Source organism: Synechococcus sp. CC9616 (assembly GCF_000515235.1).
Taxonomy (GTDB): Bacteria; Cyanobacteriota; Cyanobacteriia; order PCC-6307; family Cyanobiaceae; genus Parasynechococcus.
Genome location: NZ_KI911558.1, coordinates 848830 through 873661 on the forward strand (window position 1 = coordinate 848830; position 24832 = coordinate 873661).

At 53.2% G+C, this 24832-nt stretch carries 29 protein-coding genes, 1 tRNA gene and 1 pseudogene; 17 read left to right on the top strand and 14 right to left on the bottom strand.

Annotated elements, in window-relative coordinates; genetic code table 11:
• Nucleotides 1–18: 18 nt before the first annotated feature.
• Nucleotides 19–672 (top strand): ABC transporter ATP-binding protein, encoded by a 654-nt coding sequence (locus SYN9616_RS0104835; RefSeq protein ID WP_028952115.1) that lies wholly within the window; start codon nt 19–21, stop codon nt 670–672.
• Nucleotides 672–1589 carry an Hsp33 family molecular chaperone HslO gene (gene hslO, locus SYN9616_RS0104840; RefSeq protein ID WP_028952116.1) on the top strand — a complete coding sequence of 306 codons (918 nt, stop codon included), beginning with the start codon at nt 672–674 and terminating at the stop codon, nt 1587–1589. Before SYN9616_RS0104835 ends, hslO begins: the two co-directional genes overlap by 1 nt.
• 42 nt (nt 1590–1631) lie before the next feature.
• Here the strand turns inward: hslO and SYN9616_RS0104845 are convergent, their stop codons facing one another.
• The gene (locus SYN9616_RS0104845) at nt 1632–2324 is read right to left on the bottom strand and encodes a CPP1-like family protein (protein WP_028952117.1); all 693 of its coding nucleotides are present in this window, start codon (nt 2322–2324) and stop codon (nt 1632–1634) included.
• Nucleotides 2325–2367: 43 nt separating this feature from the next.
• Complete coding sequence (locus SYN9616_RS0104850; protein WP_028952118.1) at nt 2368–2589, bottom strand: hypothetical protein; 222 nt, start codon at nt 2587–2589, stop codon at nt 2368–2370.
• 132 nt (nt 2590–2721) lie between these two features.
• Here SYN9616_RS0104850 and SYN9616_RS17600 point away from each other — a divergent pair, with 132 nt between their 5' ends.
• Nucleotides 2722–2886, top strand: coding sequence for a hypothetical protein (locus tag SYN9616_RS17600; RefSeq protein WP_198015139.1), 165 nt, complete (start codon nt 2722–2724; stop codon nt 2884–2886).
• A 32-nt stretch (nt 2887–2918) separates the two neighbouring features.
• Here the strand turns inward: SYN9616_RS17600 and SYN9616_RS0104860 are convergent, their stop codons facing one another.
• Together SYN9616_RS0104860 and SYN9616_RS0104865 are read right to left on the bottom strand one after the other, a co-directional pair.
• Complete coding sequence (locus SYN9616_RS0104860) at nt 2919–4565, bottom strand: peptide chain release factor 3 (RefSeq protein ID WP_028952119.1); 1647 nt, start codon at nt 4563–4565, stop codon at nt 2919–2921.
• A 9-nt stretch (nt 4566–4574) separates the two neighbouring features.
• The gene (locus SYN9616_RS0104865) at nt 4575–5237 is read right to left on the bottom strand and encodes a trans-aconitate 2-methyltransferase (protein WP_028952120.1); all 663 of its coding nucleotides are present in this window, start codon (nt 5235–5237) and stop codon (nt 4575–4577) included.
• Nucleotides 5238–5353: 116 nt separating this feature from the next.
• Between SYN9616_RS0104865 and nrdJ the strand changes: the two genes are divergently transcribed.
• From nrdJ to SYN9616_RS15210, 4 genes are all read left to right on the top strand, one after another.
• Complete coding sequence (gene nrdJ / locus SYN9616_RS0104870) at nt 5354–7684, top strand: ribonucleoside-triphosphate reductase, adenosylcobalamin-dependent (RefSeq protein WP_028952121.1); 2331 nt, start codon at nt 5354–5356, stop codon at nt 7682–7684.
• A gap of 57 nt (nt 7685–7741) precedes the next feature.
• Nucleotides 7742–7828, top strand: a tRNA-Ser gene (locus tag SYN9616_RS0104875).
• A 758-nt stretch (nt 7829–8586) separates the two neighbouring features.
• Nucleotides 8587–9870 (top strand): sodium:proton antiporter, encoded by a 1284-nt coding sequence (locus SYN9616_RS0104880; protein ID WP_028952122.1) that lies wholly within the window; start codon nt 8587–8589, stop codon nt 9868–9870.
• Nucleotides 9839–10942: a tetratricopeptide repeat protein gene (locus SYN9616_RS15210; RefSeq protein ID WP_232200043.1), complete on the top strand. Its 1104-nt coding sequence runs from the start codon at nt 9839–9841 to the stop codon at nt 10940–10942. Before SYN9616_RS0104880 ends, SYN9616_RS15210 begins: the two co-directional genes overlap by 32 nt.
• 620 nt (nt 10943–11562) lie before the next feature.
• On the opposite strand, the gene SYN9616_RS0104890 is transcribed toward SYN9616_RS15210, so the two are convergent.
• Both SYN9616_RS0104890 and SYN9616_RS17605 read right to left on the bottom strand, forming a co-directional pair.
• Nucleotides 11563–11934 carry a hypothetical protein gene (locus SYN9616_RS0104890; protein WP_028952123.1) on the bottom strand — a complete coding sequence of 124 codons (372 nt, stop codon included), beginning with the start codon at nt 11932–11934 and terminating at the stop codon, nt 11563–11565.
• A gap of 162 nt (nt 11935–12096) precedes the next feature.
• Nucleotides 12097–12234, bottom strand: coding sequence for a hypothetical protein (locus SYN9616_RS17605; protein WP_198015140.1), 138 nt, complete (start codon nt 12232–12234; stop codon nt 12097–12099).
• 97 nt (nt 12235–12331) lie between these two features.
• Here SYN9616_RS17605 and SYN9616_RS15215 point away from each other — a divergent pair, with 97 nt between their 5' ends.
• Entirely contained in the window at nt 12332–12499 is a 168-nt protein-coding gene (locus SYN9616_RS15215; RefSeq protein ID WP_156918673.1) for a hypothetical protein, read from the top strand.
• Complete coding sequence (locus SYN9616_RS0104905; RefSeq protein WP_028952124.1) at nt 12496–12705, top strand: hypothetical protein; 210 nt, start codon at nt 12496–12498, stop codon at nt 12703–12705. Before SYN9616_RS15215 ends, SYN9616_RS0104905 begins: the two co-directional genes overlap by 4 nt.
• Before the next feature lie 18 nt (nt 12706–12723).
• Here the strand turns inward: SYN9616_RS0104905 and SYN9616_RS18070 are convergent, their stop codons facing one another.
• Nucleotides 12724–12849, bottom strand: coding sequence for a hypothetical protein (locus tag SYN9616_RS18070; protein ID WP_255326788.1), 126 nt, complete (start codon nt 12847–12849; stop codon nt 12724–12726).
• Between the two features lie 51 nt (nt 12850–12900).
• Nucleotides 12901–13110: a hypothetical protein gene (locus SYN9616_RS0104915; protein WP_028952125.1), complete on the bottom strand. Its 210-nt coding sequence runs from the start codon at nt 13108–13110 to the stop codon at nt 12901–12903.
• A 184-nt stretch (nt 13111–13294) separates the two neighbouring features.
• Here SYN9616_RS0104915 and SYN9616_RS0104920 point away from each other — a divergent pair, with 184 nt between their 5' ends.
• Both SYN9616_RS0104920 and SYN9616_RS15220 read left to right on the top strand, forming a co-directional pair.
• A complete protein-coding gene (locus tag SYN9616_RS0104920) occupies nt 13295–13531 on the top strand; it encodes a hypothetical protein (protein WP_028952126.1) in 237 nt (78 codons plus the stop codon).
• A 2-nt stretch (nt 13532–13533) separates the two neighbouring features.
• The gene (locus SYN9616_RS15220) at nt 13534–13962 is read left to right on the top strand and encodes a hypothetical protein (RefSeq protein WP_037990686.1); all 429 of its coding nucleotides are present in this window, start codon (nt 13534–13536) and stop codon (nt 13960–13962) included.
• Here the strand turns inward: SYN9616_RS15220 and SYN9616_RS0104930 are convergent.
• Nucleotides 13959–14432, bottom strand: a complete 474-nt coding sequence (locus tag SYN9616_RS0104930) for an HIT family protein (protein ID WP_156918674.1) — start codon at nt 14430–14432, stop codon at nt 13959–13961. The two genes, SYN9616_RS15220 and SYN9616_RS0104930, sit on opposite strands and share 4 nt — an antisense overlap.
• A gap of 59 nt (nt 14433–14491) precedes the next feature.
• Here SYN9616_RS0104930 and SYN9616_RS17100 point away from each other — a divergent pair, with 59 nt between their 5' ends.
• Nucleotides 14492–14716 (top strand): hypothetical protein, encoded by a 225-nt coding sequence (locus SYN9616_RS17100; protein WP_156918675.1) that lies wholly within the window; start codon nt 14492–14494, stop codon nt 14714–14716.
• Between the two features lie 3 nt (nt 14717–14719).
• Here SYN9616_RS17100 and SYN9616_RS0104935 read toward each other — a convergent pair whose 3' ends face one another.
• From SYN9616_RS0104935 to SYN9616_RS0104950, 3 genes are all read right to left on the bottom strand, one after another.
• Nucleotides 14720–15007, bottom strand: coding sequence for a hypothetical protein (locus tag SYN9616_RS0104935; protein WP_028952128.1), 288 nt, complete (start codon nt 15005–15007; stop codon nt 14720–14722).
• Nucleotides 15008–15942: 935 nt separating this feature from the next.
• Nucleotides 15943–16653 (bottom strand): SDR family NAD(P)-dependent oxidoreductase, encoded by a 711-nt coding sequence (locus SYN9616_RS0104945; protein ID WP_028952129.1) that lies wholly within the window; start codon nt 16651–16653, stop codon nt 15943–15945.
• Nucleotides 16653–17195 carry a TIGR00730 family Rossman fold protein gene (locus SYN9616_RS0104950; RefSeq protein WP_028952130.1) on the bottom strand — a complete coding sequence of 181 codons (543 nt, stop codon included), beginning with the start codon at nt 17193–17195 and terminating at the stop codon, nt 16653–16655. The genes SYN9616_RS0104945 and SYN9616_RS0104950 overlap by 1 nt, the downstream gene beginning before the upstream one ends.
• 102 nt (nt 17196–17297) lie before the next feature.
• On the opposite strand from SYN9616_RS0104950, the gene SYN9616_RS0104955 reads away from it, so the two are divergent.
• On the top strand, nt 17298–18110 hold the full coding sequence (locus tag SYN9616_RS0104955) for an SdiA-regulated domain-containing protein (RefSeq protein WP_028952131.1): 813 nt from the start codon (nt 17298–17300) through the stop codon (nt 18108–18110).
• Between the two features lie 96 nt (nt 18111–18206).
• On the opposite strand, the gene SYN9616_RS17105 is transcribed toward SYN9616_RS0104955, so the two are convergent.
• A complete protein-coding gene (locus SYN9616_RS17105; protein ID WP_156918676.1) occupies nt 18207–18470 on the bottom strand; it encodes a hypothetical protein in 264 nt (87 codons plus the stop codon).
• A gap of 217 nt (nt 18471–18687) precedes the next feature.
• On the opposite strand from SYN9616_RS17105, the gene SYN9616_RS0104965 reads away from it, so the two are divergent.
• The 4 genes and pseudogenes from SYN9616_RS0104965 (at nt 18688) to SYN9616_RS17855 (ending at nt 21643) form a co-directional block, all read left to right on the top strand.
• Nucleotides 18688–18978 carry a hypothetical protein gene (locus SYN9616_RS0104965; RefSeq protein ID WP_028952133.1) on the top strand — a complete coding sequence of 97 codons (291 nt, stop codon included), beginning with the start codon at nt 18688–18690 and terminating at the stop codon, nt 18976–18978.
• Nucleotides 18979–19062: 84 nt separating this feature from the next.
• On the top strand, nt 19063–20058 hold the full coding sequence (locus SYN9616_RS0104970; protein ID WP_037990689.1) for an SDR family NAD(P)-dependent oxidoreductase: 996 nt from the start codon (nt 19063–19065) through the stop codon (nt 20056–20058).
• Entirely contained in the window at nt 20055–20906 is an 852-nt protein-coding gene (locus SYN9616_RS0104975) for a DMT family transporter (RefSeq protein ID WP_028952135.1), read from the top strand. The genes SYN9616_RS0104970 and SYN9616_RS0104975 overlap by 4 nt, the downstream gene beginning before the upstream one ends.
• Nucleotides 20907–20950: 44 nt before the next feature.
• Nucleotides 20951–21643: pseudogene (locus tag SYN9616_RS17855) on the top strand (DNA-directed RNA polymerase).
• Nucleotides 21644–23543: 1900 nt separating this feature from the next.
• On the opposite strand, the gene SYN9616_RS0104990 reads toward SYN9616_RS17855, so the two are convergent.
• Nucleotides 23544–24071: a fasciclin domain-containing protein gene (locus SYN9616_RS0104990; RefSeq protein WP_037990691.1), complete on the bottom strand. Its 528-nt coding sequence runs from the start codon at nt 24069–24071 to the stop codon at nt 23544–23546.
• Nucleotides 24072–24832: the final 761 nt, after the last annotated feature.

The following is a 24832-nucleotide window of genomic DNA, read 5'->3' on the forward strand; positions in this document are numbered from 1 at the left end:
TGGATCAAGCTGTGAATCATGCTTGAACTCGAGCAGCTCCACTACGCGCCTGCGACAGCCGTCGAGCCGATTCTCAATGGCATCCAGCTGAGGGCATCAACCGGACAACCGGTATTGATCGCTGGCGCCAGCGGTTCAGGAAAAACAAGTCTTCTTGATGTGATCAGCGGGCTTGCCGCATGCCGAAGCGGAACCATCCGCTGGCAGGACGAGACGCTGACGCAACGGCAACGCCGGGCGTTATGCGGCATCGTTTTTCAATTCCCGGAGCGCCACTTTCTCGGTCTCACCGTTCATCAGGAGCTGAAACTGGGGCATCGACGTCTGCCTGGAGAACGGCTCGACCAGGTTCTGCACCAGGTGGGTCTGGGATCAATCGATCGATCCATGGCCCCTGAACGATTGAGCGGTGGGCAGCAGCGGCGTCTTTCACTCGCCGTCCAGTTGCTGCGCGGAGCTGAAGTTCTGCTGCTCGATGAACCGACGGCTGGCCTGGATTGGTCGGTCCGGGACGATGTGCTGGATTTGCTGGCAGATCTCTCACGCGAACGGGTGTTGATCGTCGTGACGCACGAGCCGGAGTTGTTCCGGGACTGGCGATGTGACCGACATCGGCTGCAGAACGGACGCCTGAGTCCAATGTCTACATTGCCTCGAGCTGGGGATGGATGATGGCCGACCGTCTGGTGCGGGCAACCGCGGCCGGTGGTGGGATCCGGCTTGTGGCCGTGTCCACCAGGGACACGGTGATGGAGGCAAGGGAACGCCATGGCTTGTCGTACATCACCACGGTGATGCTCGGTAGAGCCATCAGTGCCGGCTTGATGTTGGCCAGCTCCATGAAGGTGCGTCATGGCCGGGTGAATATCAGGATGGGCTCCGATGGACCGATCCGCGGCCTGATGGTCGACGCCGGCAGGGATGGCAGTGCTCGCGGCTATGTAGGGAAGGCTGATCTCGAACTCGATCCGATCGCGGATCGACAGGGGCATTACAGCTTTGATTTCACAGCGGCGGCGGGAACGGGCTACCTGCATGTCATGCGGGACGACGGCCGCGGAGAACCATTCACCAGCACCGTTGAACTGGTCAGCGGAGGAATCGGAGATGACATCGCCTCATACCTGTTGCATTCGGAACAAACACCCTCAGGGGTGTTTGTCGGTGAACGGATCAGCAGTCAGGCCTTGCACTGCTGTGGCGGGCTTCTGGTACAGATCCTGCCCAAGGCCGCGGAGGAACCGGCTCTTGTGGAGCTGATCGACCAACGCTGTCGGGAGATCCACGATTTCAGCGATCGTCTGGCGCATTGCGGAGACAACCTCGAGCAGCTGCTGACCGATGTTTTCCCAGACCTGGATCCTCAACCGCTCGAGGATGTGGAAGCCAGCCAACCCGTTCGTTTTTCTTGCCCATGCTCAAGAACGCGGAGCATCAAGGCCCTGGTCCTGCTGGGTCGTGAGGAATTGGTTGAGATGCTGGAAAAAGACGGTGGAGCTGAACTCACCTGTCACTTCTGCAACACGAAATATCAGATCAATGCCAAGCAGTTGGAAGCCCTGATCGACGAGTTTCCGTCGGTTGCCTAGCCCCTATTCCCCGTGGCAGGACCAGTGGTCCTCGCCAAACCCCTAGGACAGGAAAAGAGAGCCCAGCCACAACAGCAGAACGGCCGGCAAAGCCTGGAGCTGATCCTGCTGGACGGCCAGCGGAAGCCCAGCTTCTGCAGGCAACAGTGCAGTGAACAACGCTCCAAGCAGCAAACCGGCCAAGAGGGTCATGAGGGACCATCCCAGGGCTGGCAAGGCACGACGCCCACGACGCACGTGACTGAGGAAGCTTCCAATCACCCCGAGAGAGAGAACCAGCTGGCTGCTGCCGGGGCTTAAGACCAGAAACAGGAGCGCCAGTGAGCCGGCAACAAGGCGCACGACGAGGCCTTGCCCCTCCACGAGACTCCACTGGGGAGCTAAACCGCTCAAGGACTGGGCCGGATCAGGGAGGTTGGAGCGGAAACGTTGCAGCACCCCAACGCCTGGGAGGGAAACCGCAGGGGATTCCACACCTTTGATCTGCTCCCGCTCCGAAGCGCTGGCGGCAGCCTGGCTGACCTCACCATCCTGACGATTACGAAGCCGGGCCATGAGAACGGCGTCGTAGGCAGCTTCTACCCGCGCCCTCTCCTGGGGATCGTCACCAGCCTCGTTGAGACATCGCTGTCGGGCACTTTGCACAGCTTCAAAGCTGGCACCGGCAGACAATCCCAGGCGACCGTAAGGGTCTCCCGCATTCGGATTTGAGCCAGGGTCGCCTACCGCAGCCATCGCGGCTCATCAATAAACATCACTAGAGCGTATCGACACTTGCTCAGAAGAGGGGTGTTCCGTGACGGAAACCCTCGGAGGATTCCAGGCGACGACGACAGCTGATGGCCTCGGATTGGTTCAGCCAGCGACGTTTTTTAAGAAGCGGCATTTGAGGCGGCAGGTGATAGGCCTCGATCATCTCGATCGGATCGGCACTGCCACGGAAGCAGACATACTCCGTGCCGCCATCCGCACCGGTGCGAAGTAGCCAGAGTGTGTCCAACATTTGAGTCATTCCTAAATGCAGTCTGGCGAGCTCGCCGCGCCGGCGTGGACGCAACGGCGCAATAGAGCGCAAACAAGAACTTGCCTAGACTTAAGGCAGGGTTAAGACTGGGTTATCGACGGGGGAATAATGCAGACGCTTCAACAGCTTCTCGAGCTGATCAAGATCGAAGATCAGGCGCGTCTGTGCGTCTCACGCTCGGAGGCACAGCGCTGCATCAAGCGCGCCGAAGAGGTGCGCCAACAGCTGTGGGGGAGTTCCCAGGCGATTCACTTCACCACGTCCCATCAATGACTCAGCCCTGAAGCAGCCCTGAAGCAGCCCCGTCAGAGGCTGATGGGCTCAACTCCACTCACCACCGGAGCCACATTGCTGAGCTCTAGATCGGGGTGATCGTCTTTCAACTGATTGAGATTCCACTCGTTCTTGAACAGCAACACCGGACGGTTCCAGGCATCACGAACGGTTTTGCAGTTGAAAATCCTGCCAACCGTCTCAAGCGCTGACCAGCCACCGGTCACCCAACGGGCAACCTGAAAGCCCAACGGCTCAAGGCGTGATTCGACGCCGTATTCATTTTCGAGTCGATGCTGCACCACCTCCAGTTGCAGTTGACCCACCGCGGCAAGAATCGGATCGCGTTTGCTTTCATCGGTGTCGTAAAGGATCTGCACAGCGCCTTCTTCCCGGAGTTCATTCACCCCCTTGCGGAAATTCTTGAACGATGAGGGATTGGGGTTTCTCAACCAACTGAAGATCTCCGGACTGAAACAGGGAATCCCTTCAAACTCAACTTTTGAGCCCACGTACAGCGTGTCGCCGATGGCGAACATTCCGGGGTTGTTCAGGCCGATCACATCCCCCGGGTAGGCATCTTCGACAACGGCACGATCCTGTCCGAACAATTTCTGGGGACGTGACAGACGAATGGCCTTACCCGTGCGCGCGTGCTTAACGGTCATGTCTTTTTCAAACCGTCCGCTGCAGACCCGCACGAAGGCAACGCGATCGCGATGGCGGGGATCCATGTTGGCCTGCAATTTGAAGACGAAACCGCTGAAACCGGCTCGCAACGGATCCACCATTCCGTCGCTGCTGGAGCGGGCGATCGGTCGTTGCGCCATCTCGAGGAAGGCATCCAGAAACGGGCGCACGCCGAAGTTGGTCATCGCTGAGCCGAAGAACACAGGCGTCAGCTCTCCGGCGTGAACCGCCTCGATATCCAGTTCAGCCCCAGCAACATCGAGCAGCTCCATCTCTTCAATGGCGAGATCAAGCAGTTCCTCCTCCACCTGCTCACGCAGCAGCGGGTCATCGAGGGTCAACCGCTGTTCGGTCGCCTGCTTGCCCCGTTCGGCCCGACGGAACAGAACCACCTCGCGGCTGCGCCGATCAATCACACCGCGAAACTGCTCGCCACTGCCGATCGGCCAGTTCACAGCCCAGGGGGTTAGCCCGAGCTCGGCCTCGATTTCATCCAGCAGGGTGAGGGGCTCCCGCCCTGGCCGATCCATCTTGTTGATGAACGTGAAGATCGGGATCTGTCGCATGCGACAGACCTCAAACAGCTTGCGGGTCTGAGGCTCGAGGCCTTTCGCGGCGTCTTCGAGCATCACGGCGTTATCCGCCGCCGCAAGGGTCCTGTAGGTGTCTTCCGAGAAATCCTGGTGGCCAGGGGTGTCGAGAAGATTGATGGTGGTGGTGTCGTAATCGAACTGCAGCACGGTGGAGGTGATCGAGATCCCCCGCTGTTTCTCCAGTTCCATCCAGTCAGAGGTCACCTTGCGCTGCTCACCTCTCGCCTTCACGGCACCGGCCTGCTGAATCGCACCCCCGTAGAGCAGAAGCTTTTCAGTGAGCGTTGTTTTTCCCGCATCCGGGTGGGAAATGATCGCGAAATTGCGGCGCCGATCCACGGCCGAGGCCAGCTCTTCGGTGAGCTCGTGATCCGTCGCTGCAGTCGTTCCGCTCATCAATCGCTCTCATTTCACCAAGCCTGACACCACCAGATAACGATCATCCTCCGGCTCAACGGTCCAGCTGCCCAGTCCGGCCTCATGAAGCTGATCCTCCACCTCCTGGATCTCAAAGGCTGCTGCCAAAGAGGCTCTGAAGTCGCGAATCAGCAGGGACGGGGCATCACTGAGATGGCGTTGCTGGAGTTGATCAAGGGCGTCCATGGTCGGCGGGCGGCGCAGGTCCCGGTGCAGCACCCGACAGCCGGGAGCTGCGATCACAGCGGTTGTGCGCCAGAGCAGATCCGGTTGATGGAGGTGGTGCAGAAGGCTGTTGCTCGTCACCAGATCAGCCCGCAGACCATCAAGGCTGCGGAGATCACAGCAGCGGAACTCAACATTGAGAGCCAGTGCCTTGGCGCGGTGCTCAGCCACGGCGAGCATCTCTAATGAACCGTCCACCCCGATGACACGTGCCTCTGGGAAAGCCTTCGCCAGGCGCAACGTGATGTTGCCTGGGCCACAACCGAGATCCACCAGGGTTGGCGTCGGCGGCAAGGCTCCCGTTCGATCGATCAAGCCCGCGAGCAAGCCCAGGGTGTGAGCATCGCCAGCACCGAAATCGGCAGCGGCATAGGCCTGCACCTGCTGCCGCCCTTCCATGAGCTCAGGTTCGGGCTGACGCTGCATCGATGGCTGCCTTACAGAACCTCAGTTTGATCGGTCCACTGCAGATGGTGGTCATGAGGCCTTGCTGCCCCCATCTGTGGCGTTAGTGTTCGAAGACTTCCTGTGCAACGCTGCACGTGACCCTGACCCCGAGCCGCGCCGAGGTCGCTGCAGGCGAAAGCGCCTGCTTCAGCGACTTTCCTGCTACCGCCCCCGCCGCAAATCCGGTTTTTTATCGCACCTACAGCCGTCGCACGCCTGGCGGCCGTGAAAGCTGGGCCCAGGTGGGAGATCGCAACCTTGGCGGTCTGCGCAAGCTGGGAGACCTCAACGATTCAGAGGTGGCTCTGCTGGCCCGGATGCAGACCGAAAAGAAGGCGCTCCCATCAGGGCGTTGGCTTTGGATCGGCGGGACGCCCTGGATCGAGGAGCAGCAGAATTTTTCTGGGGCCTACAACTGCACTTCCACCAACCTGGTGGATTGGGATGCTTTCGGTCTGATGATGGACCTGGCGATGATGGGTTGCGGCACCGGCGCCATCATTGAGCCGCACCTGATCGAACGGCTGCCGGAGGTGCGCAACACCCTGTCCGTGCTGTCGGTCACCGATATCGGCATCACGCCAGCTGGCCAGCGTCAGGACGTCTGCACCCATGAGATCGATGGCAACAAGGTCAGCATCAAGGTGGGCGACACCCGTCGCGGCTGGGTGGACAGCTATCAACTGCTGCTCGAGCTCAGCAGTGATCCACGCTTCGAGTCCGGCGAGGTGGAAATTGAGGTTGATTTGTCCGATGTGCGCCCGGTCGGCGAAACCCTGAAGGGCTTCGGCGGCATGGCCAATCCGGTGAAGCTCAAGGATCTGTATCACCGCATTGCCCGCCTGCTGAACAAAGCGGTTGGCCGCCGCCTCACGTCAGTTGAATGCTGCCTGCTGATCGATGAAGCCGCCGTCACCATCGTGGCCGGCAACATCCGCCGCAGTGCCGGCATGCGCCAGTTCGCTGCCGACGACTCCGCAGCGGCTTCTTCCAAGGACAATCTCTGGCAGCAGGACGATCAGGGCAACTGGCGCATCGATCCCGAGCGGGATGCCCTGCGCATGGCGAACCACACCCGTGTGTATCACACGCGTCCAAGCAAAGAGGTGGTCCTGGCCGCGGTCACCAAACAGTTCCACTCCGGCGAAGGAGCCATCCAGTTCGCACCGGAAGCGATCGCACGCTCCAACGCCGATCTGCTCAGCACCCCCGAGCTGCGCACTGAATTCATCGAGATCTACTGCGACCAGGGTCGTGAGGAAGCCGGCAAGTGGTTACAGCTGAACCACGGCCCCATATCCGATGCCGAACTGGATCACAGGCTGAGCCGCTATGGCCTCAACCCCTGTGGAGAGATTCTGGGAGCGGATTTCCACTGCAACCTGGCGGAGATCCATCTCAATCAGATCGACCCCAGCGATGAAGAAGGCCAGGCCGATGCCTTCCGGGCTGGAGCACTTTCAGTGGCCTGCCTGCTCAACCACCGCTTTGAGGTGGAGCGCTACCGCCAAAGTCGCGCCTGGGATCCGATCGTGGGCGTCAGCTTCACCGGCTTGTTCGACTTCTTTGTGCATGCCTTCGGCACAGAGTGGTTGCGCTGGTGGGAGGCCGGCCGGCCCGAGACGGAAGAAGGCAAGGCGTTCAAGGCGCAGGAGGCCGCCTACCTGAGCCGCTGGAAACAGGTGGTGAACGACACCGTCTGGGATTACTGCGATCGCCACGGCCTGCGCCGGCCTAACCGCTGCACCACCGTGCAGCCGGCAGGCACCAAGAGTTTGCTCACAGGAGCGGCTCCTGGCTGGCATCCACCCAAGGCTCAGCGCTTTATCCGCCGCATCACGTTCCGCAAGAACGATCCGGTTGCGATGGCTTGCATGGATTACGGGTACACGATTGTTCCGTCTCAGTCCGATAAAGACGACCAGGGACGCCTGCTCGACGATCCCTTCGATCCCCGCTGCACCGAATGGCTGGTGGAGATCCCCACCGAAGTGAGCTGGGCCAATCTCCCCGGCGCTGATGCCGTGGACATCAACGGTTTTTCAGCCATGGCGCAGTTCGATTTCTACATGCAGGTTCAGCGCCACTACACGGCGCACAACACCTCAGCCACGATCGAATTCCGCGAGCACGAGATCGAGCCCCTCGCAGACGCCCTTCACCAGGCGATGGAGCAGGGAGAGGGATACATCTCGGCTGCACTGCTGGCACGCTTTGATGCCAATGCAACGTTCCCCCGTCTGCCATTCGAGCCGATCGACGCCGACACCTACGAACAGATGCAAACAGAGGTGATCCAGCGGCGTGTCAGCAGCGATTTCTTTGAAGCGCTGCAGCGGTACGACCAGGGCGAGCTCAACGAAGCCGGCCCAGCGGGCTGTGATTCCGACAAGTGCCTGTTACCCCTGGCCCAGCCCAAGGGCTGAGCCAACCAGTTGACCTAAACTCACGTCAGCACCTGCCAGGCAGGCGCTGACCTCTCTGGAGAGGTGGTCGAGTGGTTTATGGCTCTGGTCTTGAAAACCAGCGTGGGTGCAAGCCCACCGTCGGTTCGAATCCGACCCTCTCCGCTTTCAAATCCGGTCACTGACTGAATGCCCTGTCCCTGACGGGGTTTTTGATTGCTCTGCCATCAACGCAACGATCACATCTGCCTAATCGTTGTGATGGACCACGCTTGGCTAAGCGAGCCGAAACGGTGCAGAGATAACGGCAAGGAATCAACCGAAGCCTGATCGGGTTAAAAGGCAGCGGGGAGACGGTGCAATCACGAGAACAGAACCTTCAAAGGAACCAGCTATAACAATCTTGGGAAGGCTGAAAAGTCTCTCCATTCCGTCACTAATGCAGCAAGTATCGACATTGCTGGGATTGGATCAACAAAGGTTGGAAAGGTGAAGTGAATGAACCTGGAAGCAATGCACTAACGGTGGCCGACGACAACAAAGACACCGCGAAAATATGCCGACTGTACGGCTGAAGAACTTAAAAACATTGCACTAAGTGGAGTAATTGGTGTTTGCTCCAAAAGTCTGGTGGCGCAGAAGTCGGCAGCTGACCACTTAACACATTCAGCCAAGCGACAACAGCAGAGAGTCCTACTGATCGATCCAATGCAGAACGGTCAGAGCAAAGCTGCTAGAGAGAATCGATCGCCATGCACTTCGGAGGATGACTTGCATCTCGACAGCTCACAATACCGTTGCACTCGAGATGAAGATCTTAATTTCACCGCCGTTTAAGATGTGATGACTTCATCGCGCTTTCAAGTTAAACAAAGAGCTTGGTCAATGCCCTTAAAAGCATTTATTCCGATTGACACATCAACATGACATCACCACTCGATATCCCAGCCATCCTGCTTGTGCTTGCAACCTTATTTGGAACGCTTAATTATTGGTTTATAAAGCTTCCGCACACCATTGGGTTGATGCTTGTTGCGCTGGTCGCCAGCCTATCTGTCGTTGCACTTGATCTGATCTTTCCATCGCTGGAAATGAGCACATTAGTGTACAGATTCCTTGAAAATATTGATTTCAATGTCACATTGATGCAGGGAATGTTGTCGTTTCTTCTGTTTGCAGGTTCACTTCACGTTGATTTAGACCAATTACTCAAGAACAAATGGACGATCCTGGCGTTTGCCAGCATTGGCGTCGTTCTGTCCTCAGTCGTGATTGGAGGTGGTTTCTGGCTGATATCAGGAGCAATAGGCCTTTCATTGCCGTTTTTGATCTGTTTGCTACTGGGAGTCATGGTCTCCCCAACAGATCCAGTGGCCGTGCTGGGCGTCTTAAAGACGTTGAAGGTTCCAGCGCCATTGAAAGCAAAAATTGCTGGCGAAAGCCTCTTTAATGATGGGGTCGCAGTGGTCCTTTTCTCGGTTCTAGCGTCATTGGCCTTTGGGAACATCGGCGAGGAAAGCACTGAAGCTGGCTTTCAGCTCACCTCGGCAATCTGGCTACTAATCAAAGAAACCGTGGGTGGTCTTGTGCTTGGCTTGATCTCTGGCTTATCCGCTTTCTGGCTGCTTCGACAGATTGATGATTACGTTCTTGAAGTTTTGATCACACTCGCACTCGTAACGGGTGCTTATTCGATTGCATTGCACCTGCATCTTTCAGGTCCCATTGCCATGGTGATCGCAGGTCTGCTGATTGGCAATCAAGGCACATCACTGGCCATGTCAGAGTCAACACGCTTGCATGTCGAAACCTTCTGGGAGCTGATCGACGAAATCCTCAATTCCATACTGTTTCTGCTGATTGGCCTGAAAATTATTTTCTTGCTGAAACATGCCTCCTATGGAATCAGCTATCCGTTGTTGATCAGTTTATTTGTTGCCATTACTCTTCTTTCAATCATTGCTCGATATCTGGCCATTGCATTGCCTGTGAAGATTAGGTCACTCATATCTGAGGTGAATCCGGGAACAGTACCAATTCTCACCTGGGCTGGAATCAGGGGAGGAGTATCGGTTGCTCTTGCCCTATCACTTCCGAACAGTCCAGAGAGCATATTGCTCCTATTTGTCACCTATTTGGTTGTGCTGTTCTCGGTCACAGTCCAGGGATTAACAATTGAAAACGTTATCAAATATTATTACCCGTAATCAAAAATCAGTTATCGCAACACATACTGCATGCTTGCTAAAAATAAAACACACTGATTCCCGAGCAAAGAAATTGCGAACGAGCCACAAACAGGACAATAAACGGCAAATTGCCAGAGGGTTCTCACCTGGCCATGCATTGATAGACATCAATCTTTTGAGGGCCAGATACACACCACCCCAGTCAGCGATGGCGGGGTTTCTATTGATTAATCTTATGGAAAAGAAAAAGTCAATGCAGAACAAGCGGCTCAAAGCTGCTAGAGAGACAATGTCTGTTTGCAGCTCCAGAATGTCTCGTTCTACCACTGCCTTTACTGCTGCGTTTTCCCTACTGCTGCCTACAGGGCCATGCTTCGTTATCGGGCTGACTCCTTTTGCTGTAACTGGGACTGCGCTGCTGTCAGCTCAGACAGCTTATGCACAGAGCGCTGAGGATTGGAACGAATCAGGCAATGCAAAATTCAGAGAGGGGGACTACCAAGGCGCCATCGCCGACTATACGAAAGCAATTAAGATCAATCCTCGATTTGGTCTTGCTTATTATAATCGTGGCTTTGCTAAAGAGTATTCAGGGGATTCAAAAGGAGCCATTTTAGATTATACAAAAGCAATTGAACTTAATCCTGATGATGCCAACGCTTATGCAAACCGCGGAGATCTCAAATACGATATGGATGACAATCCGGGCGCAATTGCTGACTACGACAAATCACTTGTCATCAATCCCCTCAACAGAAGGGCCTATGCGTATCGAGGGATGGCAAAATCTGACCTAAAAAACTATCAGGGAGCACTTGCTGATTTCGACAAAGCGATTGAGCTAGACCCTGATTACGGATTTGCTTATTTCATGCGTGCATACGTAAAGTCTGATTTAAATGACTACAAAGGAGCCCTTGCCGATTTTGACAAGGCGATTGAGGTTGAACCATTAAACGAATTGAATTACAGCAGTCGAGGCTTATTAAAAGAAATGAATGGGGATTTAAGTGGTGCTTGTTCTGATTGGAAAAAAGCAGTCGAACTTGGCCATGACGATGCTGTCAAATGGGTCAGAAATCAATGTTGAATATAGTGTCGTATGTTTACTAAGAAGCAACGCACAAATTAAGAGACAACAATCCTTGTGAAAACTGTATGGACGATGGAATGAAATCACCAAAGCACTCGCTGGTCCTTACATGGGTGGACCTGAACGCACCCAGAGGATGCATTCAGGATTCACTCGTCGGACGTCGCCCAGTCCGGCTATCAGGCTTATACAACCCAACGTCTTTATTGTGGTACGGAAAAGCCTCAATTGTGGCTATTTAGCCAGTTTAGCGACATGCATACACGCAAGCCGGGCCAAATCAGGCTCGACCTGTTGGATGCAGGCGACGCGTGCAGGCGCTCAGACCAACGTCAAACTCTTGAATCGTCAAACAGATCAAAAGGTAAATGCATCAAATAAGACTTTCCAAACACAAAGCCGCAAAAGAACTCTGTAATTCAAAATTTGAGCAGCCAGTCTTAACTGGTAAATATTCAATTCACTAAAACAACGGGAATAGAGATTGATCTATCTCGAAGCTCACATAGAAACACCCTTCAGACCAGTATTGCCACTCAAAGAGTTTACACATATCAATCTTTTGAAGACAATTTGTAACATTCAGCGATCTTTGCTAGCGGCAATGAACGCAAGTCCTATCGAGAACAAAATATATCTCTTGCAACAATCTTGGCCTTTTGAGAATATGGCTCCGTACCACTTGAGAAATAGCGGGCACCTGACGTTGGAAAAACAATCTGACGCTCCCAAGTGAAGAGGCCCGTTCGACACATCGCATCAAACTCCATCGCACCGACGTCCTTACATTGCAGATTGATTTGAAAAATGACCACCTTGCTCTCACTCAATTGATCCCATTTAGAACTCATCAACCGTGCATACAACGTTGTACTGTAGAGGGTATCTCGTTGATTTTGATAATGACCAACTTTAACCCAGTCACTCTGGGCAAGAGCTGATGATGCCGAGGCGAGCAAGAGAACCAGAGCAGCAAATAGTTGCCTCATGCGAAGATTTGATCGGCATTCAGGACGCAAAAACCTAATAGAACAGGCGGAGAACCCATAAAAGTTTCATTGATGATTTTGCAGCATTCGACAGACAACGGTGAGAGCCGTTGGCTTACCAAGCGTGAATGATGCGATTCAATAGTCCATAAAGCTATAAGCTCAAATCGGAATAGTTGCTTCGATATCCCAGCCGTCGTGGGTCAGTTCACTCGATTGATCCTCTGCCTCCTCTTCAACAGCATCAACAAGCAAAAATTCTTCAGAGCGGTAGCAATAAAACCTGACCAAACCGATCATCGCGTCTCCTACCTCACACTCTCATTTAAAACCCGGCAACAGCTTCGGCAAGGGATTGGAATCAACTGATCAGCAGCCGCACACCATCATGGGAGGGATGTCATCGAAATCGGCCATGGGAGCCTCTCTGCTCTTTGGAGCCATCCCCCTCGAAATCGGGGTTGTCGCCATTGGTGCGAGCATTGCGATCTCCATCTCCATTGGCGTCGCTGTCCTGTTCGAGCGATGGAAACAACAGAAGAACAACGACGACGCTCAGCCATGACGGAGAACTTTCTACTCAATGGGCACGAGGTGCCATTGTCTGCCCCAAGCGACCTGGCCGTTGCCAAACGCGTGGCAGCGCAGTTTCAACGGCGAATCTCTGAAAACGATTGGCGGCCGTATCGATCACAGCAAGAAGCCATTGAGGCCTGGTCGAAACTGGGCGGAATCCGTGTTGCTGTGATGAAGGCCCTGGAGCTTCTGTGATGCCTGTGGTTTGAGGCCTCAGTAGCAGTAGCGGTCTGGAACGACCTTGCTCCGAAGAATGCAGTAGCCCGACACCTTCTCGGCGGGGCGTCTGCTCAGCATCGGCAGGCTGATGGTGCGATTGGAAAGGAATACCGTGAGCAACCCCGGCACATGGAGTGATCAGCCGGACCATCGCTGTTGAACGCGCAACACTCATTTTGATTCAGGAGAGTCCCAGAGCCCTTCGCAGTAAGACAAATCCTCGGCGAGCACCTGCTCGATGTCTGGATCACCAGCCAGGTAATCCATGCACTGCTCAAAGGGACTCATAGCGGAATACCAATCCCAGGCGTCGTCACCAACGGCGGACGCTGATCCGCCGGTGAGAGGAATCAGCAGTGCAGCGAAAGCCAAGCGGTGCATCCCCACCGATTCAAAAACCCATTGTGATGAGAGAGAACACGGGTGGCCTGAACAAAAGCTGAAAGCGACGGCGGACACAGCCCAAAGTCGCTCACGAGATACTCAGCAGTGATCGGAAAGCATCTCAGCAGTTGCTTCACAGCAACTTCAAGGATACCCTGGAGTAACTCGCACGATCACACCTGTGATCAAAGCCACCACCCGTGAAAACCAGGTGAAGCTCACGGTCTCCGTGCCGCCAAGCCTGCATGTGTTGCTGCGCAGCTGGGCGCTTTGCGAGGGTCGTGAGCTCACCAGCGTTGTGCTGCAGTGCGTGGAACTGTCCGTTCGACAAATGAAAAGCAACGGCTCCATCCCAGCGGCCGCAGTTCGTAACTACGAAGCAGCGTGTGATGACCGACTTGCGATGGGAGGTCTGTGACCATGCTTTTTGATCAGATCGAGAAGGGACTGCAAGCCCCGACGATGGACGCGGTGATCGCGTTGACGGAGCGCTTTCAGGATCTTGAAATCAAGCCTGAGGCAATGGTGTTCACCTTCCTGCGCAGGATCGACGAAACCATCCTGATCGGCTATTCAGAAGCATTTTCATCAACGTGCAAGGAGTTTCAACAGCGCGACTTTGTTCTGGTCGAAGCACGCCGGGGAACCCTCCGCGAGGAACGACTTCTGCTGATGACACTCCAGGAGATCGGACTTAAACCCACTTACAACAGTCATTGTTTTGCAGCTGATTCCAATCTGATTCGGCATCTGAATCATCTGGGCTGGCCGATTGGTGATCTCAGATCATCGACGTTCCAGAAAAAATGGCACAACCAACGCTTCAGCCATCAACCAGACGACAACTAACCCTGAATCTGACGGGCCCGCCTCACCAAGTCCTGGACAGCTTCAGGCGGCGCAGCAGCACGTTCACCCTCTTCAACCGCTCGATAGTGATCAGCAACAGACCATGCAGATGTCCTCGAATCCTCGATGAAGCGGGGAATCAGATGCAGGTGTAAATGCTGGGCTCCTTCACCGAAGGCGATCGCATACACACGATCACACCCGGTGAGCATCTTCACGAGCGCACTGGCGCCTCGAACAGCTCGGCCCCAGTCAGCGCACTCCTCCTCGTTGAAATCAATTGGGCCCGAAACGCGCCGAACACTGTCGAGCAGTAACCAGCCGGGCAACGGCGCTGGATCAGCATGGTGGCGCAGAACCCAAAGAGCGTCGCGCTGAATCTCATAGCGCTCGATCAGGTCGACATCGGAATGAATCCGGCAAATGGGACAGTGTGAAAGCGCAGCCTCTGATGACGCGGCAGTGTCCATAAGCCCAGGCATCATGAATAGAGCACAACGATTGGCTCGCACACAATTTCCCCCATCATGTGGCGCTTCCTGATCAGTGTCTGCATCGGCTGGTTTGGCACCGTGATTCCGGTGCTGCTTTCGGGAATTGTCCGGCAGCTCAGCTGGGGCTTACGCCTACTCCTGCCGGATTGGATTGTGCACGGAAGCTTCGCCGTGGCACTGGTGCTTTGGATCGCCCTGATGCTCAGTCTCCTGATGAGGGTATGGCGATCACCGCGCTCAAGGGTGACGTTCGGCCATGACGATCAGCGCTTGGCAAGACCACGCCCATTTCCAATCAATCCGAGATCGATGATCACGCCGATCGCCACGACCAATATTCCGCTGAAATTGGAAACGCCGCCAAATGATGAGGACGCCCAGCAATAACCAAGCGTTGTCGTCGGAAGCAGGATCAAACCAAGAGCCGGGATCACAGGATTAGGGACGGCCATCCCAGCAAACGGCTGCAGAACAAAACTGCCGTTGAAAAGCCACATCAGCACCAGAATCAGGCGCGGTGCCAGCAGTCCGAGGGCAGCCCAAAAACACATGGACAGGGTCCTGACGTTCTCCTTTTGGTAGCGACAGATGCGAAATCCTGCCGACTCGGCGACGGCGTGAGCTCGCAGGAGATCCTCTCTGGCATCGCAGACGTCCAATGGAGATGATCCAGGCGTGGACCAACCCCTCGATCAGGCCCTTCGATCAGGACGAGCTTTGAATCACAGCGTCCAAGACAACGTGCTGCAGGCTGGGCAGAACGAGATCGCAACACAAGAAGCAATCAGCCACCATCAGCCAAGGCATGATGGAGGAAATAAACAACCGATTCATGAAAATTAAAGGGCTATTTTTAACACTTTTAAGCCTTATTTGTGTGAACAGCGCGCCCGGCGAGGCACAACCCACAGGAAGCCATACTCCAATGCCTGATCAATACAATTCATAGAACTGACTTATCATCAACGAAGGCCAAAGTCCAATCCAAACCAAACAATATGAAATTACTCTGATCAACAAAGACAGCATCAGGAATACAAGTGGATCCAGATGGGATTTTGACCTGGTCTTCCTGCAGTGGGATAAATACGCCAACCCAAATCATTACTCAATTACCAGAAACGACCTAGGAAAAGGCAACTGGGTCGACTGCAACAAGGGAATGTATGATGTTGAATGGCAGGATCAGGATTATTCAAATCAGTATTACTACTAACGCTCAGGGAAATGGCTCCTGAAGGAGGAGTTCGGATCTGAGGAATGGCAACATCCAGAGGCCGATTGGGAAGAATTTGGGCGTCTTGGAGACAACAGAATGACAAGGGTTTTCAATCTGATCTGCGGCACAACATTCAAAACCAGAAAGTGACGCCTAATGGCTTTGTCAACAAAAAGCCTGGACTAAGGATATACAGCGATGACATATGACAAAACGATCAGCAACATCCTTGATTCCTTTAACGATCGAACCACATGAAACCTGGAATCAGGTTTCCAAACTGCAGTTGATCATTAACTCAAAGGGAACTGCAGCATTCGGCAACTGCAAAAGCGTGCTGGAAAGAGTTGCAATGTCCTGCGGCTGCGTCATCGCCTCAGGAGCCACACGGCTGATTGAGGTGGCCATTTCTGTATTCACCCAACTGGGGCAAAACGCTGTCACCCGAATTCCGGCCTCCCAGCCTTCGTTGCGCATCGTTTGGCACAGCGCCATCAAGGCGAACTTGCTCACTGGGTAACCGGCCATCCGCCCCTTGGAGCGCTTGCCACTCATCGAAACCAACACCTGAATCCTCCCCTCACCACTGGCACTCAGCGATGGCCAGGCCGCCCGGGTCAACCACCAGGGCCCCATCACATTCACCCGCCAAAGATCATCGAGATCGGTCTCCTCGCCCTCTGAAAACAGCAAGCCCGTGCGACGCAAAATCCCCGCGCAATGAATCAAAGCCGTGAACCCATCACGCCAGTGCGTTGTGGCGGCCACCCACTCAGACGCGGAAGCCGGATCACAAGCGTCGTAGGGATGCACAAGCACCCTGTCCTGTCCGGCATCGACAAGATCCGGATGGTCCTGGCGCAATCGATCTGGATCCCGTACACCAAGGCTGATGTTGTGGCCATCGTTCAGCAAGCGTTGGGCGATGGCGAACCCGATACCGCGGCTAGCGCCGCTGATCATCACGGTGCGTTTGATCAAGACAACCTCAACAGCGTGGTGAGCAGGCGATCGGGATCTCGATCGACAATGGCCAGATCTCGATGCTCGCTGGAGATGAACCCTTGCTCCACGGCATTGTCGAGAAAACTCACCAGGGAATCGAAATAGCCCTCCACATTCAGCAGACCACAGGCTTTGCTATGCAAGCGGAGCTGCGCCCAGCTGAGCGCCTCGAACATTTCCTCGAGGGTCCCCAATCCACCTGGAAGAGCAACCATGGCGTCCGCAAGTTCAATCATCCGTGCTTTGCGGTGATGCATCGACGGCACCACTTCCAGACATGTCAGCCCTTGATGGGCCACCTCATCCTGTTTCAGGGACTCCGGAATCACGCCGATCACCTCGCCACCGCCTGCGAGAACAGCATCGGCAACAGCACCCATCAAGCCGATCTGTGCGCCGCCATAAATCAAGCCCACATCGTGGCGCAGCATCGCCTCCGCCATCGCTTCAGCCGCCTGCTGAAAACAATCGGAGTCGCCGCTTCGTGAGCCGCAGTAAACACAAAGGCGACGCACAACTCAACCCCAAACGTGACGATCCTCCTTCAGGATCGTTAAGGCCCCGCCCTAATCGATCTCTCGTTAGGACTGAAGTGGTGATCCAACATGAATCACGCCATGACTGACAGCGCGGAACTCATTCTGAAGCTGGTCGATGAGCACAGGATTCTCGACGAAGCAGCCGGCCTCAACGAGCCCTCAGGACTCACCCTCAATGCCGATGGCACAGCCCTGTACACCGTCAGTGACGACACTAAAGCAGTCTTCAAACTTGATCTGAAGGGTCGCTTGAGCATCAGCGGATCCTTTTTCGTTGGGGTTGAAGACCTGGAGGGCATCGCCGTCTCGGCAGACGGCGAGCGGTTACTGATGGTTCAAGAGGAAACCAATTCCATCGTCACAGTGGATCTGGAGAGCCGCCGTGAGCTCAGCAGACGGCCATTGGCAGGAATGCAGAACTACGACAGCATTCGCCACTACTTTCCCGATCCTCCCGACAACAAAGGACTGGAAGGCATCACGGTGAATTCACACAACAACCATGTATTTGTGGTGAAAGAGGGTCGACCAGGGGTCCTGATTGAGGTGTCCGCAGACCAGACAAGCATTCTGAACTCCCACCTCCTGTCTACAGAAAACGGGTTTAAACATCCCAAAGTTGAACCTGAGAAGCTTGATTTCTCCGGCCTCAGTTACGACGGCAGCCGGGATACGATCTGGATCACAAGTGATAAAGGCCAGTGCCTATTTCATTACGACTGGAACAACGATTGCGTTCTGCAGAGGCTGGATTTAACCATCGATAACGGTGGGAAACAGACGTGCATCCGCAAATCAGAAGGGGTGGCGATCGATCCCGAAAGGAGGCGCCTCTACGTTGTAGGTGAACGCGATGGGATGCTTTACACCTACAAAATCCGAGAGAAATAAGATCTGTCACTGATCCAATTGTTTTGTGGATTAAAAATTCCTCAAACCTTAGCTGCTTCAATTGGAATCCAAGTAGATCCCTTGAAATTGCAGAAGTTATTGACTCCCTTCAACGGGTAAATCGATATTTTGCTTTTTACATATTTCCGTTGCGTACAACAGCGCAGCTTGTATGTTTGAAGAATCGTCTGATCCCAATACATCAATAACTTTTCTAGAATATTCATTGAAATTATTTTCGCTGATAGCACCATCTTTTCTAAGGTTGCACAACAGAGTTAACGCCTGATAGAGAGACACATACCCACCCACATATGAGGTATCACATCCTTTCTGATTTTGCTCCCGGAGTGTGTCCATGAACTCCTGGTAAACACTTTGAGCCGACGCTGCTGGAGCGAACAAAAAGATGGATGTAATCAGAGAAAGAAGTTTCACAATGCAAAAAACAAAACAGCAGCATATCTATATCGTAACCGATTTTTTCCTATACAACCAACATCATCGATGGTCTCGCCCAAGCCAATACAGGAATAAACGCTAGAATCCTTAAATAGGTATTTAACGTTATGCGTTGATGAAATTATTGATCCTTAGCGCCCTTGCGCTTCTAATTCATCCGCCTGCAAACGCAAATCTAATCAATTCAAGAGAATACAATTGGTTCTTACTTGGAAGAGTGGTGGGAGCCACTAAGGTTGTCTGCAGAGAAAAGGTGAACGTCAACAAGCGGAACGTCTATGCCGACTCCAGGGAGATATTCAACGACACCAGAGAAATCCTGCCCGAGGAAATTGTTAAGCAAGCCTGGCAGGATTTAAGACGCAATTGCAAAAAGATTGGGGGTGTAGACATCGGAGAACTATGAAACAAACCGTACGATTCTTTCATTATCATCAGCCATCCAAGCCTCTGATTCCCGACCTAAATCCTGATAACAATTAATCACTCGATGAGTCGTCCTATTCCAGCCCATCTACTGATCACCGGTGCCAGCTCAGGGATTGGGCTTGAGGCTGCCAAAGCATTGGCATACGAAGGCCATGTCCTCACGCTTCCCTGCCGTACCCAGAGCCGCTGCGACCAAACCAGAGCTGCGTTGCTGCAATCAGGAGCTGATCCAAAACAATTGGATTGTCCCGTGGTCGACCTGGCAGATCTCAACAGCGTGGAGCGGGGCTGCCAAAGCTGGCTGGCGGAAGCAAAACCACTCGATGGTCTGATCCTCAATGCGGGATTGCAACGAGCGGGGACCAAACAACCGTGTTTCAGCCCGCAAGCCATCGAGCTCACCTTTGCCGTGAACCATCTGGCCCATCAACTGATGGCGATGCGTCTGATGCCTTTGCTGCAACCGAACAACCATTCGAGGATTGTGATCACCGCATCCGATGTCCATAACCCTGCCTCTGGCGGAGGACGCGTTGGCAATCCGGCAGGGCTAGGAGACATGGAAGGACTGAACAAGGGCGCCGGTTTCGAGATGGTCGATGGCAGCAGTCGCTTTGATGCCGACAAGGCCTACAAGGACAGCAAACTCTGCAATGTGTTGATGGGTCGTGAGCTGGCACGACAGTTGCATGGGTTTGGACGAGCAGTGCCAGTGATTACATGGAGTCCAGGGCTGGTGATCCCGAAAAGCTCCGAGGGATTTTTCCGAACAAGCCGCCATGAAAATCCCATTGGCCTGGCGTTATTCAGCTTTGTGGCCCGTGACTTGTTGCGCCTGACGGAATCAACGTCAACCGCTGGCAGGCTTCTGTCCGCTTTGGCCACGGAACAGACATTCGCTCAGCCCGGCTTCGCGTACTTCAGCAATCACCTGATCGGCCCCGGGCGCCATCGATTTGAACCCAAGGACACCAGCGAAGAAGCAAACGACGCTGCCAAAGCAGAGCGGTTGTGGCGGTTGAGTGTTGACCTGATGACGCAGACCTGCCAGATATGACAGGGGTGCTTGCGGCGCTGGGAGCCGCTCTGGCCTGGACATCGGCGAGTGCTTTGTGGCGTTCCTTAAGCCATGTTGGATCGGCCCTGCAGCTGAACTGCCTCAAGAACAGCTTGGCGACGATGCTGTTTCTGCCGATCCTGCTCACCCTTCCCTGGAGCGAGTTTCCAATCGAGAGCCTTCTGCTGCTGGCCAGCGGCGTGATTGGAATTGCACTCGGCGACAGTTTTTATCTTGCTGCCTTGAGAAGGCTTGGTACCCGGCGCACTCTGACGGTGGAAGCCATCGGGCCTGTTCTCGCCAGTATCGGAACAGTCAGCCTGGCAAGGGAATCCCTCACTCTTCAAGCCTGGATTGGAGCGGCATTGGTGAGCACGGCGGTGTTGTTGATCGCCTGGCCCAATGGTTCAGATGATTACAGCTCCTTCAACCGAGATGGACTGCTCTGCTCCTTGATGGCGGTGATCTGTGGACTGAGCGGTGCCTTCCTGGCTCGCCAGGTCCTGGTGGGAGGTGATCTGTCTGCTCTGCAGAGTGCTGCCATCCGGCTGCTCGGAGGAGCTTTGGCCCTGCTGCCCTTTTCTGCTCGGGCATGGCGCAAACTGCCAAACCAGTCAGCCGCCATCAATGGGCGGCTGATGATCGCCACCGTGCTGGGCACCAATCTCGGCATCGGACTGCAGCAAGTGGTGTTCCAACAGCTGCCGGTTGGACCTGGCGTGACTCTGATGAGCACTGCCCCTGTGATGGCACTCGTGGCAGCGCGTTTTGAAGGCGATCCGCTTCAGCCGCGGGGAATTGGGGCTGCGCTGCTGGCCGTGGCTGGAGTGGCCTTCACCAGTCTTTGAAGCTTCAGGAAGCTGGAGCTACTGACTACGTGATTGATGGCTCAATGCTCGTCTACAACCACGACACCAGTCAGTACGTAGACCGCTCGGTCTGCAAGCGGCCATCGATGTGTACGGCCTACAGGGCCTCCTGGAAGTCGAAGAATGAGTACGTCACCGATGAGCTTGAAGAAATAGCTTCAGGCCTCAAGGATGTCCACTTCTCGCTAACAGACAAGGTGGTGGTGACTAACGCTGTCATTACTGGCCATGCCGCAGCCTTCCCGCTGCTAGAGGAACTGAATCAGTGGTTCAAACATCTGGCCAAAGCGTGTCTAGGTAACGACCTGGAGTACGTCACTTGGTACACCCCTAACGGCTCCAAAGTCGTTCAGGAGTACCGGGAGATGTTGACTGAGCGGGTGACTACATACGCCATGGGTAGTGGTAGTTACTGGCGGCCGCTGAAAGATCACAAGTGAAACAGGAACGGTCGTTCACAAATCACATTCCAGACCGGATGGGGCGATCTCTAAGAGTCAAAGACTCAGACCGCTTTGGGTGCCAACTGGACCCACTCACAGGATGCCTGCATCATGCATGAAACCCTCTGTACTTGGGATCAGCCCTTCTATGCCGTCCACGATTGTTTCTATGGCCCTGCGGGGACAATGGATGCACTCTGTGGCAAAGCAAGAAAGGCCTTCAGTGATGTGGTCAACTTCGACTGCTTGGGCACGCTTATGAACACCAATTAGCTGGACATCGATAAGCCCCACAAGGGCAAGGCAGACATCTCTGAGTGCGTTAATTCGCCTTATATTTTCTCCTAAATGAGTGCTCACCGTTCAGCTCCTTCTCACCCATTGGGGTGAACCCTGGAACCAATCACCCAAATCATCACGCGAGCCCTTGAAATGATCTTCACTGGTTTGCCCGGGTAGATTCATTTGTTGCATAAATCCGTTAACAGATTCCTGACCAAGATGACCTTTGGCTTGAATGGATCTGGCTTTGCGAAGCCAATGCCAAACCGTTGAGTTTCTGTCTGCATGTTTCTGCACAAGAATCCTTTCATCCAAACTTACGTGTTCGTTTCTAGACAAACGGGTCAGGATATCTTGGAGTAAAAGTCTTGTTTTCGTGGTAAGCATCAGAAGGAAATCTGGTCAGTAAATCGTAGTAAGAAAGTATTAGGTATCTGCAATTTCTCGAAATCCTTACAAAACCACAAAACTGCTTTGGTTGCGCTACTTAAGTGTCGTTAAATAATTGCTTGCTTTTATCCTTGCCCTTTTAATTGATCAGTTTTCTGCATCTAAGTCGGAGAATTGTTTCGTTGGCTACTCAATCCTTTGAAATGTTGTGGTCCATACCATTTACGACGTTGACATACGATCACCCCCCTGAGATCTATTGGAATCAGGGGGATGTTTCGGCTCCCCCACATACACCATTAATAGTTTGAGTCTGGCTCGGTTCACCCGAGAGTATGTCCGTGGAAATCGGACCTCTACTTTGGCCAGAGTACATAGGCGCACGAGATACAAAGTGCTGCCAATCCGTGTGGGGCTTTCAAGTTTCGACCTCCGGAAACCTAGGGAAATGCGTACTTCTACACAGCAACTTTAAAATGACACACCTTAGGAGGCTTAAAGACGAAACTCTGTTCCTTCTAAACACAATATCAACATACAGATAGCGACACCGAAGGTGGAGCGATCCTAATAACATCAACACCTTGCAGACAACTTATTGGCGGCCACTGCCATTAAGTGTGGTGTAACATAAATCTTACACTTTAATGAGAAAGCCCTGTAAAGGGAATAGTTATCAGGTTGCTTACTGTTGGAGACCCTCCTCCTGTGCCTTTCGAGTTACGAACAGATACAGGGACTATGACAACCGACCTCGGAAGGGTAGGTGTTATGGAGCATGAGTTTAGAGATCTCCCCTGCTGGACAATCTCACAGCTGCAATTGCTAAGGCTCCACTTTGTTGTCCTCCAGCACTGACAATAACCTGCTGGCAACCTAGGGACGTGGTGCTCCCTAGTGTGGATATGCTGTGGGACTGGAGGCGGTTCTTCATTTCCCTCTACTTTCCTCTTTTCCAATAAATTTTTCGTGTCTTAGTATTACTCAGCGAATGTAATCTTTACATCTTATAGAGTTTCTTCATTTCTTCACTTCTTACCTAGCCGATTATTTTCCCGATCGACCTTTTCCACTGATGCTAGTACATTTATAGGGTGCAATTCCTTATGTCAGTATTACAGACAACATCATCCCGCCCTTGTCAGGCATAGACCAATTTTTGAAGACATTAAACGATATCAAAAGGGAGATATACAATCCTATAGATGAACGCATTTGTAGCAACAATCACTTTCCATAAAGGCGATCGATCTTTCTCTTTTGCTCGGCCAATCGTAATTCCTCAGGGGAATGCACGGGCCAGCGATTAAAACGCAGGCAACGAATATATGTTAACCACCAATATTCCATAGCTACATGCTAGCAAAAGCCAACAGTCCGTAGCAAACTAAGTATTAGTTACTTCTTCAGCATGGAACTTTAACAATAAGCCTTCTTGTTGGATTCTGGTGTGGCTATAACTTCCCTCGATATGGCAGAAAAGCGAAAGACCAACAGGTAATCACTCTGGCATCAATACGGTATCTATCACATGAATAATGCCATTCGTACTTTCAATATCAGTTGCTAAAACAGTGGCGTTATTGATAAAAACTTTACCGTCTAATATTTTAATCGAGACCGATTGACCATTTAATGTTTCAGCACTTGACAACTTAATGACGTCAGCAGCTTTAACATCTCCTGCCACGACGTGATATGTAAGAATATCAGTAAGCTTTTGCTTATTCGCAGGCATTAATAACATTTCGACCGTGCCAGCAGGAAGCATTGCGAAAGCCTCATCGGTTGGAGCGAAGATGGTAAAAGGTCCTTCACTCTTTAAGGTTTCAACAAGCCCAGCCGCACCAAGCGCAGCAGCCAATGTTTCGAAGTTGCCTGCTGAAATAGCAGTTTCAACTACGTCCTTGGAGGGCATGGAGTGATCTTCGTCGCCCATATGACCACCCGAGTAAGCGTTCGTAGAGGTCAGAAGACTCAATGACAAAGCAGCAATGCCTAGACGAAACGAAGTGTTGAAAAATTTCATTTTAAGGTAGCGGGTACATCAAACTTAACAAGATGCTCTCACCAAGCGCGGGCTTTTGGCTTAGGTGAAATTACTTAAGCCATTATCATTGAAATCAGTTTGCAATGTTCATCACAGAACGTTTTGTTGGGCTCCATAACAAGCGTTAATACTTGCCTGATGATTTGTACTTAACGTGAACATTAAGCCTGCTACAGAGTCACCTAGACTCCACCCTGAGACATCTGAAACAACATTTGATTAATATCTTTCACTTACCAAGATTGATTATCCACTCCTTACCTATCTAATCAACTCTCTAATTAATAATGTCCGAACATTTCGCTAAATGGTCGCCCCATGCAGATCGTTGGTTCTCCTGGGAAGTTGACTCTGAAGACTCAAATGCCCCTCTAAACATCCGTAGTTGGACCCCAACAGACGTTCAACGCCGCCAAAACGTGACTCTAAGCAAGAATTTCTTGCTCGCCTTGGCCATGAACCTACAGACGAACGTGACCTAGAGGAGATTCGTCCCGAATTAGTTACTAACGTTGCGGATAATCCTGCTCTTTACTATCCAGGCGAGAGTGAAGATGCCGCTGCTAGCAGATATTATGAGTGCCCAACACCTGCCTCAGCTGGTTATTTGACTCGTCAGGCTTGATATACACCCTAGGAGTATTTCAACATAAATTTCCGGAGGGGTACGCACATTGGAGGACGACCCCGCTATCCCCGTATACCCCTCTGCTTAAGAAAAACAGAGGGGCGGGGAGGGG

Bases quoted from the DNA above. Each gene is read 5' to 3' on its own strand.
- SYN9616_RS0104865 (WP_028952120.1), bottom strand. From the start codon at position 5,237: ATGCAGCGTCAGCCCGAACCTGAGCTCATGGAAGGGCGGCAGCAGGTG.
- SYN9616_RS0104975 (WP_028952135.1), top strand. From the start codon at position 20,055: ATGACAGGGGTGCTTGCGGCGCTGGGAGCCGCTCTGGCCTGGACATCG.
- SYN9616_RS0104905 (WP_028952124.1), top strand. From the start codon at position 12,496: ATGACGGAGAACTTTCTACTCAATGGGCACGAGGTGCCATTGTCTGCC.
- SYN9616_RS0104915 (WP_028952125.1), bottom strand. From the start codon at position 13,110: ATGCACCGCTTGGCTTTCGCTGCACTGCTGATTCCTCTCACCGGCGGA.
- SYN9616_RS0104890 (WP_028952123.1), bottom strand. From the start codon at position 11,934: ATGAGGCAACTATTTGCTGCTCTGGTTCTCTTGCTCGCCTCGGCATCA.
- SYN9616_RS15215 (WP_156918673.1), top strand. From the start codon at position 12,332: ATGTCATCGAAATCGGCCATGGGAGCCTCTCTGCTCTTTGGAGCCATC.
- SYN9616_RS0104835 (WP_028952115.1), top strand. From the start codon at position 19: ATGCTTGAACTCGAGCAGCTCCACTACGCGCCTGCGACAGCCGTCGAG.
- SYN9616_RS0104930 (WP_156918674.1), bottom strand. From the start codon at position 14,432: ATGGACACTGCCGCGTCATCAGAGGCTGCGCTTTCACACTGTCCCATT.
- SYN9616_RS15220 (WP_037990686.1), top strand. From the start codon at position 13,534: ATGCTTTTTGATCAGATCGAGAAGGGACTGCAAGCCCCGACGATGGAC.
- SYN9616_RS0104990 (WP_037990691.1), bottom strand. From the start codon at position 24,071: ATGAAATTTTTCAACACTTCGTTTCGTCTAGGCATTGCTGCTTTGTCA.
- hslO (WP_028952116.1), top strand. From the start codon at position 672: ATGGCCGACCGTCTGGTGCGGGCAACCGCGGCCGGTGGTGGGATCCGG.
- SYN9616_RS17605 (WP_198015140.1), bottom strand. From the start codon at position 12,234: ATGATCGGTTTGGTCAGGTTTTATTGCTACCGCTCTGAAGAATTTTTG.
- SYN9616_RS0104970 (WP_037990689.1), top strand. From the start codon at position 19,063: ATGAGTCGTCCTATTCCAGCCCATCTACTGATCACCGGTGCCAGCTCA.
- SYN9616_RS0104845 (WP_028952117.1), bottom strand. From the start codon at position 2,324: ATGGCTGCGGTAGGCGACCCTGGCTCAAATCCGAATGCGGGAGACCCT.
- SYN9616_RS0104860 (WP_028952119.1), bottom strand. From the start codon at position 4,565: ATGAGCGGAACGACTGCAGCGACGGATCACGAGCTCACCGAAGAGCTG.
- SYN9616_RS0104965 (WP_028952133.1), top strand. From the start codon at position 18,688: ATGAAATTATTGATCCTTAGCGCCCTTGCGCTTCTAATTCATCCGCCT.
- SYN9616_RS0104935 (WP_028952128.1), bottom strand. From the start codon at position 15,007: ATGTGTTTTTGGGCTGCCCTCGGACTGCTGGCACCGCGCCTGATTCTG.
- SYN9616_RS0104880 (WP_028952122.1), top strand. From the start codon at position 8,587: ATGACATCACCACTCGATATCCCAGCCATCCTGCTTGTGCTTGCAACC.
- SYN9616_RS17105 (WP_156918676.1), bottom strand. From the start codon at position 18,470: ATGGACACACTCCGGGAGCAAAATCAGAAAGGATGTGATACCTCATAT.
- SYN9616_RS17600 (WP_198015139.1), top strand. From the start codon at position 2,722: ATGCAGACGCTTCAACAGCTTCTCGAGCTGATCAAGATCGAAGATCAG.
- SYN9616_RS0104955 (WP_028952131.1), top strand. From the start codon at position 17,298: ATGACTGACAGCGCGGAACTCATTCTGAAGCTGGTCGATGAGCACAGG.